The sequence below is a fragment of the Pseudarthrobacter sp. C4D7 genome (assembly GCF_013359725.1).
Taxonomy (GTDB): domain Bacteria; phylum Actinomycetota; class Actinomycetes; order Actinomycetales; family Micrococcaceae; genus Arthrobacter.
The window spans coordinates 358,211-373,191 of sequence record NZ_JABFMW010000001.1; the positions used below are offsets into that span (position 1 = coordinate 358,211).

Consider the following 14,981-nt stretch of genomic DNA (forward strand, 5'->3'; position numbering starts at 1 on the left):
AACTATCAGCGTGCTTATGGCAGTGTCGCGGTGCTGGGAACAGCCCGTCCAAGAGAACAGGTAAGTCCGCACCATGGACCAGGCGATGATCGAGTTCCAGAGCGTTACCAAGCAGTATCCGGGTGGCCAGCCGGCTGTGGACGGGTTGTCCATGTCCATCGCCAAGGGAAGCGTGACCGTCTTCGTGGGTCCGTCCGGCTGTGGCAAGACGACGTCCCTGCGGATGATCAACCGCATGGTGGAGCCGACGTCCGGGACCATCACGGTGGACGGCCGGGACGTGACCTCCGTTCCAGCGGCGGAACTGCGCCGGTCCATGGGCTACGTGATGCAGTCGGCCGGCCTGCTGCCGCACCGCTCGGTCCTGGACAACGTCGCCACCGTCCCTCGGCTGAACGGCGTGTCAAAGGCCGAGTCCCGCAAGCGCGCCCGGGAACTCCTGGACGTGGTGGGCCTGGCGGCGTCCCTGGCCGGGCGATACCCATCGCAGCTTTCCGGCGGCCAGCAGCAGCGCGTCGGCGTGGCGCGCGCCCTCGCGGCAGACCCGCCCGTGCTCCTCATGGACGAGCCGTTCAGTGCAGTGGACCCCGTGGTCCGCGACGAACTGCAGCAGGAGCTGCTGCGGCTGCAAAAGGACCTGGCGAAAACCATTGTGTTCGTGACCCACGATATTGACGAAGCCACCATCCTGGGTGACAAGGTGGCCGTCTTCGCTACCGGAGGAAAGCTGGCCCAGTACGCCTCGCCGGAGGAGATCCTGCGGGCCCCGGCCAACAACTTCGTGGCCTCCTTCGTGGGCCGGGACCGCGGCTTCCGCCACCTGGGTTTTTCCCCGTCCGACGGCGTGGCGATCCATCCGGTGCCCACGATTGTCCGGGCGTCCGGAGGGTACGAATCGGATTCCAGCGCCGCCGGCGGCTGGCAGCTGGTGGTGGACGCGGACAAGCGCCCGCTGGGCTGGTCCGCGCCGGGCACCGAAACCGAACTCGTTCCCGGCGGTTCGCTGTTCCGCCCGGGGGAGAGCCTGCGCCGCGCCCTGGACTCTGCGCTCTCCTCGCCCTCCGGCCTGGGCGTCGCCGTGGATGCCGACGGCGTGGTTCTCGGCGTGGTCCGCGGCGGCGAGGTCCTGGCACTGATCGAAGAAGCACGCCAGGTACGGCAGGCTGCCCTCTGATGGAATGGTTTCTGGCCAACACCGGCATGATCCTGGAGCGCGGCGGGCAGCACCTGGTGCTGGCACTCGTTCCCATGGTCCTGGGGCTGATCATTGCCATTCCGCTGGCGCAGTTGGCCCGTCGGAACAATGCCCTCCGCTCCGTGGTGCTGACAGCATCCTCCCTGCTGTACACCATCCCGTCGCTGGCGTTGTTCATCATCCTCCCCACCATCCTGGGGACGCGGATCCTGGACCCGCTCAATGTGGTGGTGGCATTGACCATTTATGCCGTTGCCCTGCTGGTACGGGCGGCCCTGGACGCTTTCGACTCCGTGGACAAGGACGTCAGCCAGGCAGCCCAGGCCATGGGGTTCAAGGCCCTGGCCCGGTTCCTGCAGGTGGACCTCCCGCTCTCGCTGCCCGTCATGTTCGCCGGCCTGCGGGTGGTGTCCGTCAGCAACATTTCGCTGGTCAGCGTCGCGGCACTCCTGGGCGTCGGCAACCTGGGCATGCTTTTCACCGACGGGCTCCAGCGCGACTTCATCACCGAGGTGATAGTGGGCATCATCGCCATCCTGGTCCTCGCACTGCTGATGGACGCCATCCTCGTCCTCCTGGAGCGCCTCCTCACCCCGTGGGAACGGGCCGGCAAACTTCCGGCCCGCGGAGCGCAGGGCGCCGGCGCCGCGACGCCTGGCCCTGGCATGCGGGCCTCGAAAGTGGGAGACGCCGTATGAGCAACGTCTTCGCAGACACCTTCGCCTGGCTCGCCGACCCGGTGCATTGGTCCGGCAGCATGGGCATCCCCGTCCGGCTGGTGGAGCACCTGCAGTACACAGGACTGGTCATGCTGATCGCCACCGCCATCGCTGTGCCGGTGGGGCTGTTCGTGGGCCATACGGGGAAAGGCCGGGTTGCCGTGGTGGCACTGGCCGGTGCCCTGCGCGCGCTGCCGACGCTGGGCCTGCTGATCCTGTTCGTGCTGCTGGCGGGCATTGGGTTAATGCCCCCTGTCTGGGCCCTGGTGATCCTGACAGTGCCCCCACTCCTCGCGGGAACCTATGCGGGCATCTCAAGCGTGGACCGGAACGTGGTAGACGCCGCCCGCGCCATGGGCATGACGGAACTGCAGGTCCTGTTCCGCGCCGAGCTGCCCAACGCGCTCACCGTCATGTTCGGGGGTTTCCGGACCGGCGTGCTGCAGGTGATCGCCACCGTGTCCGTGGTGGCGTACATCAACCTGGGCGGACTGGGCCGCTACCTGTTCGACGGACTGGTCCTCAGCGACTTCCCCCAGATGCTGGGAGGTTCCCTCCTCATCGCGGTGCTCGCCATCGCCGTGGACCTTGTCCTGTCCCTGTTCCAGAGGCTGTTCCTGACCCCAGGGGCCTCGAAGCTGTCCTTCCGCAGCCAGGAGGCTGCGGTTGATCTCACAGACCCCGCTGTTGCGGAGACTGTTGTCCAAGGAGGTAAGTCATGAAAGATAGCCGTCCCCAGCGCCTTGGCAGGCGGGCGTTCAGCGGCCTTGCCGCCGGGCTTGGCCTGGCAGTGGCGCTGTCAGCGTGCGGCGGATCATCCGATCCCCTGAAGAACCCGCCGGCGTCAAGCGCCGGCGCATCCGGGGGATCCGCATCCCTGGTGGTGGGTTCTGCCGATTTCCCGGAGAGCCAGATCATTGCCGAGCTCTATGCCGGTGCCCTCAACGCCAACGGAATCACCGCTACAACTAAGCCGAACATCGGTTCCCGCGAGGTCTACTACAAGGCCGTCGAAGACGGTTCAGTGGACGTAGTGCCGGACTACAGCGGCAATCTGTTGCTGTACGTGGACAAGGAAGCCAAGGAGGTCTCTGCAGCGGACATCGTCAAGGCGCTGCCGGGCAAGCTGCCGGACACCCTTGCCGTCGGCGACGCCTCCAAGGCCGAAGACAAGGACGCCATGGTGGTCACCAAGGCAACCGCGGAGAAGTACCAGCTGAAGTCCATCGAGGACCTGGCCAAGGTGTGCAGCGAGATCGTCGTGGGGGCCCCGGCCACCTTCGCCGAGCGTGCCTACGGCCTTCCCGGTCTGAAGAAGAACTACAACTGCGAGCCCAAGAAGCTGGAACCGTTCAGCGACGGCGGTGGTCCGGTGACGCTCAAGGCGCTGCTGGAGGACCAGGTGCAGGTGGCTGACATCTACACCACCACGCCGTCCATCGCGGACAACGACCTCGTGGTGCTGGAGGATCCGAAGAACAACTTCATCGCCCAGCAGGTCCTGCCGCTGTACAACAAGGCCAAGGTGACGGACCAGGCCAAGCAGGCGCTGAACTCGGTGTCCAGCATCCTCACCACTGATGACCTGATCAACCTGAACCGCGCAGTCAGCGGCAGCCAGAAGCAGGATGCCAAGACGGCGGCAAGCAACTGGCTCAAGGAAAAGGGGATCGTCAAGTAACCCTCCCCGTCCCGCCCAACCGGGCAGGACCACGCTGGTGACAACGACGGCGGCTGCCGGACTTTCCAAGGTCCGGCAGCCGCCGTCGGCCATGTGGCGGACGTCTCAACGGCCATTCATCCTTCCTGTGGCATATTTGAGGAATGGCAAAATTCAGGCAGTCCACGAAGCTCAACAACGTCCTTTATGACATCCGTGGACCGATCCTCGAAGCCGCCCAGCAGATGGAGGCGGAGGGCCACCGGATCCTGAAGCTGAACATCGGAAACCCGGCGCCTTTTGGCTTTGAAGCACCGGACGCCATCCTGGTGGACATGATCCGCCACCTGCCCCACGCCCAGGGCTACAGCGACTCCCGCGGCATCTTCTCGGCGCGCACCGCCGTCTCGCAGTACTACCAGACCCGTGGCATCCAGAACATCCATGTCGACGACATCTACCTGGGCAACGGCGTCAGCGAGCTCATCACCATGTCCCTGATGGCGCTGCTGGATTCAGGGGACGAAGTACTCATCCCCACTCCTGACTACCCGCTGTGGACGGCATCCGTGGCGCTCGCCGGCGGCAATCCGGTGCATTACCTTTGCGATGAAGAGTCCGGCTGGCAGCCCGACCTGGATGACATGGAAGCCAAGATCACGCCCCGGACCAAGGGCATCGTGGTCATTAACCCGAACAACCCCACGGGCGCGGTGTACCCGGAAGAGACCCTGAAGCGCATCGTGGCGCTGGCTGAAAAGCATGGTTTGGTGGTCTTCGCCGACGAAATCTACGAGAAAATCCTTTACGAGGACGCGGTCCACGTGAACCTCGCAGGCCTCACCGGCGACGACGTCCTGTGCCTGACCTTCAGCGGCCTGTCCAAGGCCTACCGGGTCTGCGGCTACCGGGCCGGCTGGATGGCCATCTCAGGGCCCAAAAAGGATGCCGCCGACTATCTCGAAGGCATCAACCTCCTGGCCAACATGCGCCTGTGCGCCAATGTGCCGGCCCAGCACGCCATCCAGACGGCGTTGGGCGGTTACCAAAGCATCAACGACCTCATCCTCCCGGGGGGCCGGCTGCTGGAGCAGCGCAACAAGGCCTACGACATGCTGAACTCCATTCCCGGCGTCAGCACACAGCAGGCCAGAGGCGCCCTTTACCTCTTTCCCAAGCTCGACCCTGAGGTTTACCACATCCGGGATGACGAGAAGTTCGTCCTGGACCTTCTGCGGGAGCAGAAAATCCTGGTCTCGCACGGGCGTGCCTTCAACTGGGTGCGGCCGGACCACTTCCGAATGGTGACGCTGCCCAACGTCAAGGACATCGAGGAAGCCATCGGGCGCATGGGGGACTTCCTAAGCAGGTACCAGGGGAACTAGCCTGTGCACACGGGCCACCAGGGCCCGTGTATCCCCTGCGGAGAGGAACCCCATGGCCCGCGTCGTTGGCTTCGACCAGCATCCCTCTGAAACGTTGCGTGTTGGAAAGGGATTTTCCCTGGCGTCTGTTGACCCTGATGCCACCCCGGGCTACAGCGGCAACAAGGCAGACGGTGAAGCCCTGCTGGCGGAAATGGACGGAACACTCTCCGGTCTCCAGGAGCAGTTGTTCGCCGAATCACGGGCCGGCGGAAAGAAACGGATCCTCCTGGTCCTGCAGGCCATGGACACGGCGGGCAAAGGCGGAATCGTCAACCACGTCATGGCCACCATGGATCCCCAGGGCGTCCAGTTCAAGGCGTTCAAGGCCCCCACAGAGCAGGAGAAATCCTACGACTTCCTGTGGCGCATCGAGAAAGAGGTCCCCGCAGCCGGCATGGTGGGGATCTTCGACCGCTCACACTACGAGGACGTCCTCATCCACCGCGTCCACAACTGGGCCACGCCGGAAGAAATCAGCCGGCGCTACCGGGCCATCAACGAATTCGAGGCCCGCCAAACCGACGCCGGCACCAGGATCATCAAGGTGATGCTCAACATCAGCAAGGATGAGCAGAAATCCCGGCTCCTGGCCCGTCTCGATAACCCGGCCAAGCACTGGAAATACAGCAACGGCGACCTGAAGGAGCGCGCTTTCTGGGATGACTACATGTCGGCCTATCAAGCCGCTTTCGACGAGACCAGCTCAGCCGCTGCGCCCTGGTATGTGGTCCCGGCCAACAAGAAATGGTTTGCCCGCATCGCCGTGCAGCAGCTGGTGATGTCGGCGCTGTCCGATCTCCGGCTGGAGTGGCCCAAGGCTGAATTCGACGTAGACATCGAACGGGAGCTCGTCGCCCGTTCGTAACTCCCGGGTCCTGCGCCGGCGCAGCATGCCCAGGTTATGCAGCCCGGTTAGAGCGGCTGGTCGCGGGCAGCGGCCAGCCGCTTCCGTGCTCCCTCGAGCCACTCCTCGCACCGTGCGGCCAATGCCTCGCCACGCTCCCACAGCGCCAGCGATTCCTCCAGGCTTGCCCCGCCTGCTTCGAGCCTGCCCACCACTGCGATGAGCTGCTCCCTGGCGTCCTCGTAGCTCAGGGCTGCGACGTCTGATTCAGGCTTCTGTTCGGTCATGCGTTGTGTTCCATTTCCTGGTGCTGGTCTGGGTTTCCCGGGTGCTGCGCCCCGGTGGCTGGCGGGGTCCCGGGCAATTGCGCAGGACCGGTGGAGGTGGCGCCGAAGCGGCCCTCTGCCACCCGGATGGACAGGGCGGCACCGGCAGGCGCCTCGGAGGGCCTGCGCACCACCGCGTGGCCCGCCTCTGCGATCCGTGCGGCCTGGTCTCCGGAGAGTTCGACGACGGCGTACCCCCGGTCCAAGGTTTTCTGCGGTGACAGCGCGCGCACCTGGGCCTTCAAGTGTTCCAGCTGGTCCGCTGCCCTGACCACCGTGGAGCTCACCGCAGCCGAAGAGCGGCGCAGCAGCCGCTCGATCTCCTCGCCGCGGACGGAAACCATACCCTCGGGCGCAGCCATGACGGGCCGCGAATGCAGTGCCGCCAGCCGGTCCGACTCCCGGTCCACCAGCCGCTCCACGCAGCGCCGCAGCTGCTCCCGCGCCTGACGGACACCGGCGAGTTCCTCGGATACCTCCGGAACAATCCGTTTGGCGGCATCAGTGGGGGTGGAGGCCCGCAGATCAGCGACGTCATCAAGCAGCGGACGGTCCGCCTCGTGGCCGATGGCGCTCACCACCGGAGTGCTGGCGGCCGCCACGGCACGGACCAGTTCCTCACTGTTGAACGGCAGCAGGTCTTCCAGTGCGCCGCCGCCCCGGGCAAACACGATCACATCCACTTCTGGGCGGGCGTCCAGCTCGCGGAGGGCGCGCACCATCTGGGACACGGCCGTGTTTCCTTGGACGGCAACCTCGCGGACCTCGAACTCCACCGCCGGCCACCGCAGGGCGGCGTTGCGCAGGACGTCCTTCTTGGCGTCCGAGTCCCGGCCCGTGATCAGGCCGATGCGGTGCGGCAACAGTGGCAGCCGCTTCTTGCGGGAGTCGGCGAACAGCCCTTCAGACGCAAGGGCCTGGCGCAGCCGCTCAATCCGGGCCAGGAGGTCGCCCAGGCCAACCGGCCGGATATCCCGGACCTGCATGTTCAGCCTGCCGGTCTTCATCCAGAATTCAGGTTTCAGCAGCGCCACCACCCGGGAACCTCGCTCCAGCGGGAGGTTCTGCCGCTCCAGGACCTTGGTCCAGACCGAAGCCGGCAGCGACACCTCCGCATCCACGTCGCGAAGAGTGATGTAGGCGTTGGTGCCCCGGCGGTTCAATTCAATGACCTGGCCTTCAACCCACGCCGACGGTGTGCGGTCGATATGGGCCTTCAGTTTCTGGGACAGCAGCTGCAACGGCCACGGGTTGTCCGGACTGGTCTCCGCTGCGGTGGCCGGCAGGGTGGTGGGCGCTGTACCCGGAAGCGACGCCTGGTCAGACATGGGAACGCCGATGGGAGGCTGGTGCTGCGGGCATACGGTCCTTTATCAGTGGCGGGCGGTCAATCAACCTTATCCATAAGGTGTAGCACCGGGCACTGACAGGAAGGGGCCATCAAGCCTGCCTAGGATGGATGGAGGCCCCCAACCCCGAAGGACCTGTTGTGCGAACTTTTGTCTCTGCCATCGCCACCGTGCTGGCCATCCTCCTCGCCGCCGTTGCGGTACCCGCCATCTGGGTGGACCGGAACATCGTCCAGGAAGACGGATTCGTCCGCTTGGCGGCGCCGCTTGGCAAAGACCCCGAGTTCCAACGCAAGCTGGCCGCGGCGGCCGTGGGAACCATCGATACCGGTTCGGTTCCCGGGTTCCTGTCAGATTTGGTGGAGCCCATGCTTGAGAAGGCGGCGGAATCGCTGACCGGGCTGCCAGGGTATCCGGCAGCCTGGGAGGAAACCCTCCGCAGAAGCCACCGCCTCAGCTTCGCCGATCCTGCCGCAGCCTCCCAGGGAGGAGCGCCGGCGTCGTCGCTGACCCTCGACGTTGCCCCCTTGGTTGCACTGGGCGCGGAAGAGATCTCCCGCGCCACCCAGCTTCCCCTCGATCCGCCGGAGCAGACACTGATCAATGTGGGCCAGCCCGCGCAGAGGGAATGGACTGAACGGCTGGCCACGTACGCGCCCATGGGCTACATCCTGGCGATCAGTTCCGCCGTCGCACTCCTGCTGGCCCTGGTGGCCGCACGCCGCCGGGGGACTGTGCTGCTGGCCGCCGGCCTGGGCGGCCTGGCCCTTGCCGGGCTGTGGGCCCTGGGCTTGCAGCTGGGCTCATCCCGCGCCCAGGCCACGGACACCGGCAACGCCGTGGCCAATATGTTCCGTGACCAGTTCCTGGCCGCCGCGGGCAGCGACTTCCAGGGATGGATCGCGACAGCCGCGGCCACCGGCGGCGTCCTGGTGGCTGCGGGCATTGTGACGTTGTTCGCATCCCGGAAACGCGTCGGGGCCAGCCGGTAACATGGAGGGATGACCACCTCGGCTGTATCCCTTTCGATGCCAACCATTCCCCGCAGGCGCCGCTCGCCTGAGGAGGTGGCAGCTGCAGCCCCCGTGAACGGCGACAAGAAGGTGTTGTTGGCCGCACCGCGTGGTTACTGTGCCGGTGTTGACCGTGCCGTGATCGCCGTCGAAAAGGCGCTGGAACACTACGGGCCGCCCGTGTACGTCCGCAAGCAGATCGTGCACAACGTCCACGTGGTGAGCTCGCTGGAGGAAAAAGGCGCCATCTTCGTGGACGAAACGGATGAAGTGCCCGAAGGCGCCCTGGTGATCTTTTCCGCCCACGGTGTTTCCCCGGCAGTTGTCGAATCCGCTGAGAGCCGGGGCCTGCGCACCATCGACGCCACGTGTCCATTGGTCACCAAGGTTCACAAGGAAGCTGTCCGCTTCGCCAAGGATGACTTCGATATCCTCCTGATCGGCCATGACGGCCATGAGGAAGTGGAAGGTACCTCCGGGGAAGCGCCGGAGCACATCCAGATCATCAACGGCCCGCACGAAGTGGACCAGGTTACCGTCCGCGATCCTGAAAAAGTCATTTGGCTGTCCCAGACCACCCTGAGCGTTGACGAAACCATGGAGACCGTCCGGCTGCTCAAGGAACGCTTCCCCACCCTGCAGGACCCGCCCAGCGACGACATTTGCTACGCCACCACCAACCGCCAGGTGGCCATCAAGAAGATCGCTCCGAAGGCGGACCTGGTGATCGTGGTGGGTTCGGCCAACTCGTCCAACTCCGTCCGGCTGGTGGAGGTGGCGCTCGAATACGGTGCCAAAGCCTCCTACCGGGTTGACTTCGCCAACGAGGTTGACGAAGCCTGGTTCGAAGGCGTCGCCACGGTGGGCGTTACGTCCGGGGCCTCCGTTCCGGAGGTATTGGTGCAGGATGTTCTGCGGCTGCTGGCCGATTACGGCTACGGTGCCGTGGAGGAAGTCGTGACCGCGGAGGAAGACCTCCTTTTCTCGCTTCCCAAGGAGCTTCGGGCCACGCTCAAGGAAGCCGGGGATGTCAGTCGGGCCCTGGGCGGCCGGCGCCCCCGCGACTAGGACCGGCACTTCAATCCATACGGAAGGGGCCGGGCAGCCTGAACTGGTCCCCTAAAGCTGGACTCGTTAATGTGCGGGTTCCACTTTAGCGGCCAGAGATCGGCCCTTCGAAGAAGTCCCCGTCCCATTTGGGACGGGGACTTCTGTCGTTGCTGAAAACGTCCGAACAAGGTTCCCGGATAGGGCTTCCCCGCTAATAGCCAGGGCCCCGGTGCTAACAAGGTTGAAAACAACTCGGTGTCGTTCTACCAACTTCGATGTACGTTGGGTCTGTGTCTTAGTCTTCATCCGACCTCAAGGGTGTGCACGTGTGGAATGAGTTTTCAGCCAAGCCCCCGCAAGCCGGCTTCGTATTACTTCCTGAGAATGGGTGGGAAGCGCTCGTACTTGCCGTCGCTGGCCCTGGCCATGGTGCCCGTAGTTCCAAACACAGCGTTCAGAAGGAGATCCCGGTTGTTACGACAACTGCAGGCTCCACAACGGTCAAGAACGTCCCTTTCACGGACCAGGACCAAGAGATAATCGACGATTTCCTGGATGAGTACCTTGTGGCAGCAGGGTTTGAGCCTCGGCCAAGGGGCTATGACTGGTACTTGCGGTTGCCCAATGGAATCACGTCATTCGACGAACTAAGCGTTCTCCTCAACGCCGCCCTAGCTGAGGAAGATGCTGGCGGGCACCCAGCCAAATTACGTCCTGTATTTGAACGAGTAATCGCAAAACTTTATACGGACTGATCGGGCCTGGGCGAAGCTCTCATTCAGCGTTGGCTGAGAGGGACCTATGCCGCAAGCATCTGAGCACGATACTGCACCGGGCTCAAACCCTTGAGCTTGGTGGAAATTCTTTCGGTGTTGTACCAGCACATGTACTCATGCAGCGCTGATGCGAGTGCATCGGTGTTGAGGAACCGGACGCGGTGAAAGAGCTCTTCCTTCAGGTGTCCGAAGAAGTTCTCCATGACGGCGTTGTCGTAGCAGTTGGCTTTGCGGGACATCGATTGGACCGCGCCGGCGTTCGCCAAGAGTGTGCGCCACGAGTTGTGCTGATATTGGAATCCCTGGTCGGAGTGCACGAGGGGTTTCTGGCCGTTCTCCAGCGTGGCCAAGGCGCCGCGCAGCGAGGCGTTCGCCAGCTCCAGATTGGGTGAGGTGCCAATTGCATAGGAGATGATCTGCCGGTCAAAAAGGTCCATGACCGGGGAGAGGTAGAGCTTCCGGTCACCGACGCTGAACTCGGTCACATCGGTGACCCACTTCTGATTTGGCGCATCCGCTTCGAACTGTCGCTTCAGCAGGTTCGGAGCAACAACTCCCTGCTCGCCCTGGTAGGAGCTGTACCGCTTCCTGCTCCGGACCTTACAGACCAGCTGCAGGGAACGCATCAGCTTCAGCACGGTCTTCTTGGCGACCGTCCAACCTTGCTTGAGCAGTTCAATATGGATCCGGCGGTGCCCGTACCGGCCGTGGTTCTTCTTGAAAATCTCCGTGACAGCTGCCTTTAGGGAAGCCCGCGGATCAGGGCCTTTAAGACGGGCCTGGTGGTAGAAGAACGTGGACCGGGGTAGCCCGGCTACGTCCAGGAGAACTTCCAACCTGTGCTCAGCCTTGAGAGCGATGACAGCGCGGACCTTTAGCGCTGTTCCTCGTCCCTCAAGGCGTTTACTTTTCCCAGGAAGGCCACCTCTGCCCGCAGGCGTTCGTTCTCACGGCGCAGCCGCTCCACCTCAGACTCAGGTTTCCTTGCCGTCCCGGGATTCGTCTTAGGACGGCCCTTCGGCTTGGGTCGCAGCCCGTCCTCGCCCTCAGTCCGGTACTGACGCGCCCACTTCTCGAGCAACAGTGGAGAGGACAACCCAAGCTCTTTCGCCAGGGCGACTTTGGCCTCACCCGCGCGGTATCGCTGCACAGCATCAAGTTTAAACTCAAACGAGAACACCGGTCGTATTGGCTTCGCCACCAGCGTCGTACCTCCGCGTGTCCGCCATCGACCATACAAACGTTTGATGGCACCTCTACCTACCCCGAGTCGGGTCGCTACCGCCCAGGCACCCCAACCCGTTTCAAACAACGCTACCGCGGCCTCGCGCTGCTCCTCGGACAACGAACTTCTTCCATGCATAAAACTGCTCCCCGAAAGTCAGAACTGATTTCGCAGTCCAACTTTCGGGGAGCAGTTCAGCCACTGGCTGCCCGGCCCCTTCCGTATCTTCCGCAGGTCTCAGGCTGCTTCGTCGTTGCCCTGCAACTCGGGTGCCACCAGCGCCCGCGGGGTCGCCTCCACCATCGGAGGCGCGGCCAGGCCGGATTCCTCCAGGCTGTTGAGCTTCCGGGCCGTCGGCAGCACCCTTGCTTCCAGGGTGCCCACCATGGCGTTGTAGCGGTCCACGGAGGTCTTCAAAGAGGATCCCAGTTTGGTGACGTTCTCGCCCAGGGTGCCCATCCGGTCGTACAGCTGCCGTGCAAGTTCAAAGAGCTCGCGTGCGCTGTCCGTCAGGACGTCCTGGCGCCAGGTGAACGCCACGGATTTCAGCACGGCCAGCAGGGTGCTCGGTGACGCAAGGACAACGTTGCGCGACAACGCGTGGTCCAGGAGCCCGGCGTCAGCTGTGAGGGCCGCAGCCAGGATGGATTCGGCGGGGATGAAGCAGACCACCAGTTCCGGTGAGTTGCCCGGGATGTCCCAGTACTTCTTGGTGCCCAGCGCATCGACGTGTGCCCGCAAGGCCTTGGCGTGTGCCGCCAGGAGGGCCTGCTTGTTGCGCCCGTCATTGACCGACTGCGGTCCAGCCTGGCCCAGGCGGGGGTCTACCGCGCCCAGTTCCTGCGCCTCAAGGTAGGACGACAGCGGAACCTTGGCGTCCACCACCAGCTGCTTTTCGCCCGGCAGCTGCACCACCAGGTCCGGCCGCACCGCTGAGTCGTGGCCCGCGCTATGGACCTGCTCCACGAAGTCGACGTGGCGGAGCATGCCGGCGGCCTCCACCACGCGCCGGAGCTGCACCTCGCCCCACTGGCCCCTGGCGCTGTTGGAACGCAGCGCCGATTCCAGCGCATGCGTGGAGCGGATGAGCTGCTCATCGGAGAGCCGGGCCTCCTGCAGCTGCTGGGCCAGCTGGCCGTACTGCTCCACCCTGTCCCGCTCCAGCAACGCCACCTGCTGCTGGACGGCGGACAGTTTCTCGGCCACGGGCCCCAGGGCTCGCAGCACGCTGCCGTCCTGTGTCCTGGCCTCGCCCAGCTCGCGGTTCTGTGCAGCCAATAGCCGCCGCTCGGCGTCGGCCGCTGCCAGCTGTGCCGTGACCTCGGAAAGACGTGAGGACACGTGGTCAAAGTCCGTTTCCAGGGCCTGCGCGTTCCGGCGCAGGGAGAAAAAGGTGGCCGCGGCGCCGGCGAGGGCACCAAGCAGCAGCATGAAGAGGGCCAGAATCAAGGCAAAAGCATCCATGGCTTCACTGTTGCACGGGGCTCTGACAATCACGGGCAGTGACATTCCCGGGTACTGGCCGGCGGGGTCCGGCGGGTAGAATCAATGCTCGTGGCTCTTACTATTGGCATCGTCGGACTGCCCAACGTCGGCAAATCAACCCTCTTCAACGCGCTCACCCGCAACCAGGTCCTGGCCGCGAACTACCCGTTCGCCACCATCGAACCCAATGTCGGCGTCGTGAACCTCCCGGATCCCAGGCTCCAGAAGCTCGCCGGGATCTTCGGTTCGCAGCGCGTGCTGCCCGCGGCGGTGTCCTTCGTGGACATTGCGGGCATCGTCAAGGGAGCGTCCGAGGGGGAGGGGCTGGGAAACCAGTTCCTGGCCAACATCCGCGAGGCTGAGGCCATCGCCCAGGTCGTCCGGGTCTTTGACGACCCCGATGTCATCCACGTTGACGGCAAGGTGGATCCCCGTTCGGACATGGAGACCATCAACACCGAGCTGATCCTCGCTGACCTGCAGACCATCGAAAAAGCCATCCCGCGAATCGAAAAAGAAGTTAAGATCAAGAAGCGGGAAGCCGCGGAGCTCGCCGCCATCAAGGCCGCCCAGGCGGTGCTGGAGCGGGGCGACACCATCTACTCCTCCATCAAGAGCGACAAACTCGAAATGGGGCACCTGAAGGAGCTGGGCCTGCTCACCGCCAAGCCCTTCATCTATGTGTTCAATGCCGACGAAGGCATCCTGGGCAGTCCGGAAAAGCAGGAAGAACTGCGCGCCATGGTGGCCCCCGCTGACTGCATCTTCCTTGACGCCAAACTCGAAGCCGACCTCGTGGAGCTGGACGAGGAAGAAGCGCGCGAAATGCTCGAAATGAACGGCCAGGAGGAATCCGGCCTGGACCAGCTGGCACGCGTGGGCTTCCACACCCTGGGGCTGCAGACCTACCTCACGGCGGGCCCCAAGGAAGCACGCGCCTGGACCATCCGTCAGGGCGACACGGCACCACAGGCCGCCGGCGTGATCCACTCCGACTTCCAGCGCGGATTCATCAAGGCCGAGGTAGTGTCCTTCGACGACCTCGTGGATGCCGGTTCCATGGCCGAGGCGAAGTCCCGCGGCAAGGTCCGGATCGAAGGCAAGGAATACGTCATGGCCGACGGCGACGTGGTGGAGTTCCGCTTCAACGTCTAGGGACGTCCCCTTCAACGCCAGCGATGGCCGCCAGGAGCTCATGCACCTGGCGGCCATCGCTTTTTTCGGCCTGGCGGCCGGCGCTGGAGAGGGCCCTAACCTTCGCCGGTTCCGGCCGTGTGGCGCTCGGTGACGAACGGACCGAGCAGCGCCTTGAGATGGGCGTGTACCTGGTCCCGGGTCTGACCTGATTCGAGCATCCGCGTGCCGGCATGGACCATGGCATTGATCATCTCCGCGACCGATCCGGGATCGTCAACCCCCAGCCCCGCAAGCGTCTCGATCAGCGGCTCCTGAAGCTGGCGGTGCATCCGGGTGGCCTGCTCGTCAAGTTCTGCGCCGGGGGCCAAAGCGGCCAGCGCCGCCCCCACGGCGTGCGCTCCTTCGGCGACAAGGTCAACGTTGGCCGTGGCATAGGCCAGGACGCGGTCCGCCTGGGTCGGGGCCTCCGCCATCGCTCCGGTAACGCGCTCGGTCCAGCGTGGGAAGATGTCGCGGACCAGTGCCTGAAGCAGGTCCTGCCGGGAGTCGAAATACTGGTAGACGCTGGGCCTTGACAGGCCTGCCCGGACGGCCACCTCGGCCATAGTGGGTGCTTCCGAGGTTTCCTGCAGGAGTTCGTGGGCGGCGTCCAGCAGTGCGCGCTCCTGCGCGGCGCGGTGTTCCGCGACCGTGGCGGCACTGATTCGGGGCATGGCGGGATCCTTTGACACTGACAGGCTTACGCATCAAGGGTACGACGACGGCGGCCCGGTTG

General features: G+C 64.4%; 16 protein-coding genes. 10 read left to right on the top strand and 6 right to left on the bottom strand.

Annotated elements, in window-relative coordinates:
* Positions 1-73: 73 nt before the first annotated feature.
* The 6 genes from HNO81_RS01735 to HNO81_RS01760 all read left to right on the top strand — a co-directional run bounded on the left by HNO81_RS01735 (position 74) and on the right by HNO81_RS01760 (position 5,866).
* A complete protein-coding gene (locus HNO81_RS01735; RefSeq protein WP_305791415.1) occupies positions 74-1,174 on the top strand; it encodes an ABC transporter ATP-binding protein in 1,101 nt (366 codons plus the stop codon).
* Positions 1,174-1,893 carry an ABC transporter permease gene (locus HNO81_RS01740; protein WP_254703248.1) on the top strand — a complete coding sequence of 240 codons (720 nt, stop codon included), beginning with the start codon at positions 1,174-1,176 and terminating at the stop codon, positions 1,891-1,893. The genes HNO81_RS01735 and HNO81_RS01740 overlap by 1 nt, the downstream gene beginning before the upstream one ends.
* Positions 1,890-2,636 (top strand): ABC transporter permease, encoded by a 747-nt coding sequence (locus tag HNO81_RS01745; protein ID WP_175316394.1) that lies wholly within the window; start codon positions 1,890-1,892, stop codon positions 2,634-2,636. The genes HNO81_RS01740 and HNO81_RS01745 overlap by 4 nt, the downstream gene beginning before the upstream one ends.
* The gene (locus tag HNO81_RS01750) at positions 2,633-3,595 is read left to right on the top strand and encodes an ABC transporter substrate-binding protein (protein ID WP_175316395.1); all 963 of its coding nucleotides are present in this window, start codon (positions 2,633-2,635) and stop codon (positions 3,593-3,595) included. Before HNO81_RS01745 ends, HNO81_RS01750 begins: the two co-directional genes overlap by 4 nt.
* Before the next feature lie 143 nt (positions 3,596-3,738).
* Positions 3,739-4,959: a pyridoxal phosphate-dependent aminotransferase gene (locus tag HNO81_RS01755; protein WP_175316396.1), complete on the top strand. Its 1,221-nt coding sequence runs from the start codon at positions 3,739-3,741 to the stop codon at positions 4,957-4,959.
* 52 nt (positions 4,960-5,011) lie between these two features.
* On the top strand, positions 5,012-5,866 hold the full coding sequence (locus HNO81_RS01760) for a polyphosphate kinase 2 family protein (RefSeq protein ID WP_175316397.1): 855 nt from the start codon (positions 5,012-5,014) through the stop codon (positions 5,864-5,866).
* A 47-nt stretch (positions 5,867-5,913) separates the two neighbouring features.
* Here HNO81_RS01760 and HNO81_RS01765 read toward each other — a convergent pair whose 3' ends face one another.
* Entirely contained in the window at positions 5,914-6,132 is a 219-nt protein-coding gene (locus HNO81_RS01765) for an exodeoxyribonuclease VII small subunit (RefSeq protein WP_141159866.1), read from the bottom strand.
* Positions 6,129-7,499, bottom strand: coding sequence for an exodeoxyribonuclease VII large subunit (xseA, locus tag HNO81_RS01770; RefSeq protein WP_254703249.1), 1,371 nt, complete (start codon positions 7,497-7,499; stop codon positions 6,129-6,131). Before xseA ends, HNO81_RS01765 begins: the two co-directional genes overlap by 4 nt.
* Positions 7,500-7,660: 161 nt before the next feature.
* Here xseA and HNO81_RS01775 point away from each other — a divergent pair, with 161 nt between their 5' ends.
* The 3 genes from HNO81_RS01775 (at position 7,661) to HNO81_RS20350 (ending at position 10,338) form a co-directional block, all read left to right on the top strand.
* Positions 7,661-8,512: a hypothetical protein gene (locus tag HNO81_RS01775; protein ID WP_175316398.1), complete on the top strand. Its 852-nt coding sequence runs from the start codon at positions 7,661-7,663 to the stop codon at positions 8,510-8,512.
* A 9-nt stretch (positions 8,513-8,521) separates the two neighbouring features.
* A complete protein-coding gene (locus HNO81_RS01780; protein WP_175316399.1) occupies positions 8,522-9,601 on the top strand; it encodes a 4-hydroxy-3-methylbut-2-enyl diphosphate reductase in 1,080 nt (359 codons plus the stop codon).
* A gap of 308 nt (positions 9,602-9,909) precedes the next feature.
* Positions 9,910-10,338, top strand: coding sequence for a DUF5956 family protein (locus tag HNO81_RS20350; RefSeq protein ID WP_371818140.1), 429 nt, complete (start codon positions 9,910-9,912; stop codon positions 10,336-10,338).
* Between the two features lie 44 nt (positions 10,339-10,382).
* Here HNO81_RS20350 and HNO81_RS19945 read toward each other — a convergent pair whose 3' ends face one another.
* The 3 genes from HNO81_RS19945 to HNO81_RS01790 form a co-directional block, all read right to left on the bottom strand.
* The gene (locus tag HNO81_RS19945) at positions 10,383-11,195 is read right to left on the bottom strand and encodes an IS3 family transposase (protein ID WP_254703250.1); all 813 of its coding nucleotides are present in this window, start codon (positions 11,193-11,195) and stop codon (positions 10,383-10,385) included.
* Between the two features lie 38 nt (positions 11,196-11,233).
* The gene (locus HNO81_RS20355) at positions 11,234-11,509 is read right to left on the bottom strand and encodes a helix-turn-helix domain-containing protein (protein ID WP_217508955.1); all 276 of its coding nucleotides are present in this window, start codon (positions 11,507-11,509) and stop codon (positions 11,234-11,236) included.
* Positions 11,510-11,821: 312 nt separating this feature from the next.
* Positions 11,822-13,048: a DNA recombination protein RmuC gene (locus HNO81_RS01790; RefSeq protein ID WP_175316400.1), complete on the bottom strand. Its 1,227-nt coding sequence runs from the start codon at positions 13,046-13,048 to the stop codon at positions 11,822-11,824.
* Between the two features lie 90 nt (positions 13,049-13,138).
* Between HNO81_RS01790 and ychF the strand changes: the two genes are divergently transcribed.
* Positions 13,139-14,224 carry a redox-regulated ATPase YchF gene (gene ychF, locus HNO81_RS01795; protein WP_371818141.1) on the top strand — a complete coding sequence of 362 codons (1,086 nt, stop codon included), beginning with the start codon at positions 13,139-13,141 and terminating at the stop codon, positions 14,222-14,224.
* Between the two features lie 95 nt (positions 14,225-14,319).
* On the opposite strand, the gene HNO81_RS01800 is transcribed toward ychF, so the two are convergent.
* Positions 14,320-14,919 carry a TetR/AcrR family transcriptional regulator gene (locus HNO81_RS01800; protein WP_175316402.1) on the bottom strand — a complete coding sequence of 200 codons (600 nt, stop codon included), beginning with the start codon at positions 14,917-14,919 and terminating at the stop codon, positions 14,320-14,322.
* Positions 14,920-14,981: the final 62 nt, after the last annotated feature.

Coding starts and splice junctions, on each gene's coding strand:
- HNO81_RS01735 (WP_305791415.1), top strand. CDS start 74: ATGGACCAGGCGATGATCGAGTTCCAGAGCGTTACCAAGCAGTATCCG.
- xseA (WP_254703249.1), bottom strand. CDS start 7,499: ATGTCTGACCAGGCGTCGCTTCCGGGTACAGCGCCCACCACCCTGCCG.
- HNO81_RS01755 (WP_175316396.1), top strand. CDS start 3,739: ATGGCAAAATTCAGGCAGTCCACGAAGCTCAACAACGTCCTTTATGAC.
- HNO81_RS01765 (WP_141159866.1), bottom strand. CDS start 6,132: ATGACCGAACAGAAGCCTGAATCAGACGTCGCAGCCCTGAGCTACGAG.
- HNO81_RS01740 (WP_254703248.1), top strand. CDS start 1,174: ATGGAATGGTTTCTGGCCAACACCGGCATGATCCTGGAGCGCGGCGGG.
- HNO81_RS01745 (WP_175316394.1), top strand. CDS start 1,890: ATGAGCAACGTCTTCGCAGACACCTTCGCCTGGCTCGCCGACCCGGTG.
- HNO81_RS01760 (WP_175316397.1), top strand. CDS start 5,012: ATGGCCCGCGTCGTTGGCTTCGACCAGCATCCCTCTGAAACGTTGCGT.
- HNO81_RS01750 (WP_175316395.1), top strand. CDS start 2,633: ATGAAAGATAGCCGTCCCCAGCGCCTTGGCAGGCGGGCGTTCAGCGGC.
- HNO81_RS01780 (WP_175316399.1), top strand. CDS start 8,522: ATGACCACCTCGGCTGTATCCCTTTCGATGCCAACCATTCCCCGCAGG.
- HNO81_RS01790 (WP_175316400.1), bottom strand. CDS start 13,048: ATGGATGCTTTTGCCTTGATTCTGGCCCTCTTCATGCTGCTGCTTGGT.
- HNO81_RS01800 (WP_175316402.1), bottom strand. CDS start 14,919: ATGCCCCGAATCAGTGCCGCCACGGTCGCGGAACACCGCGCCGCGCAG.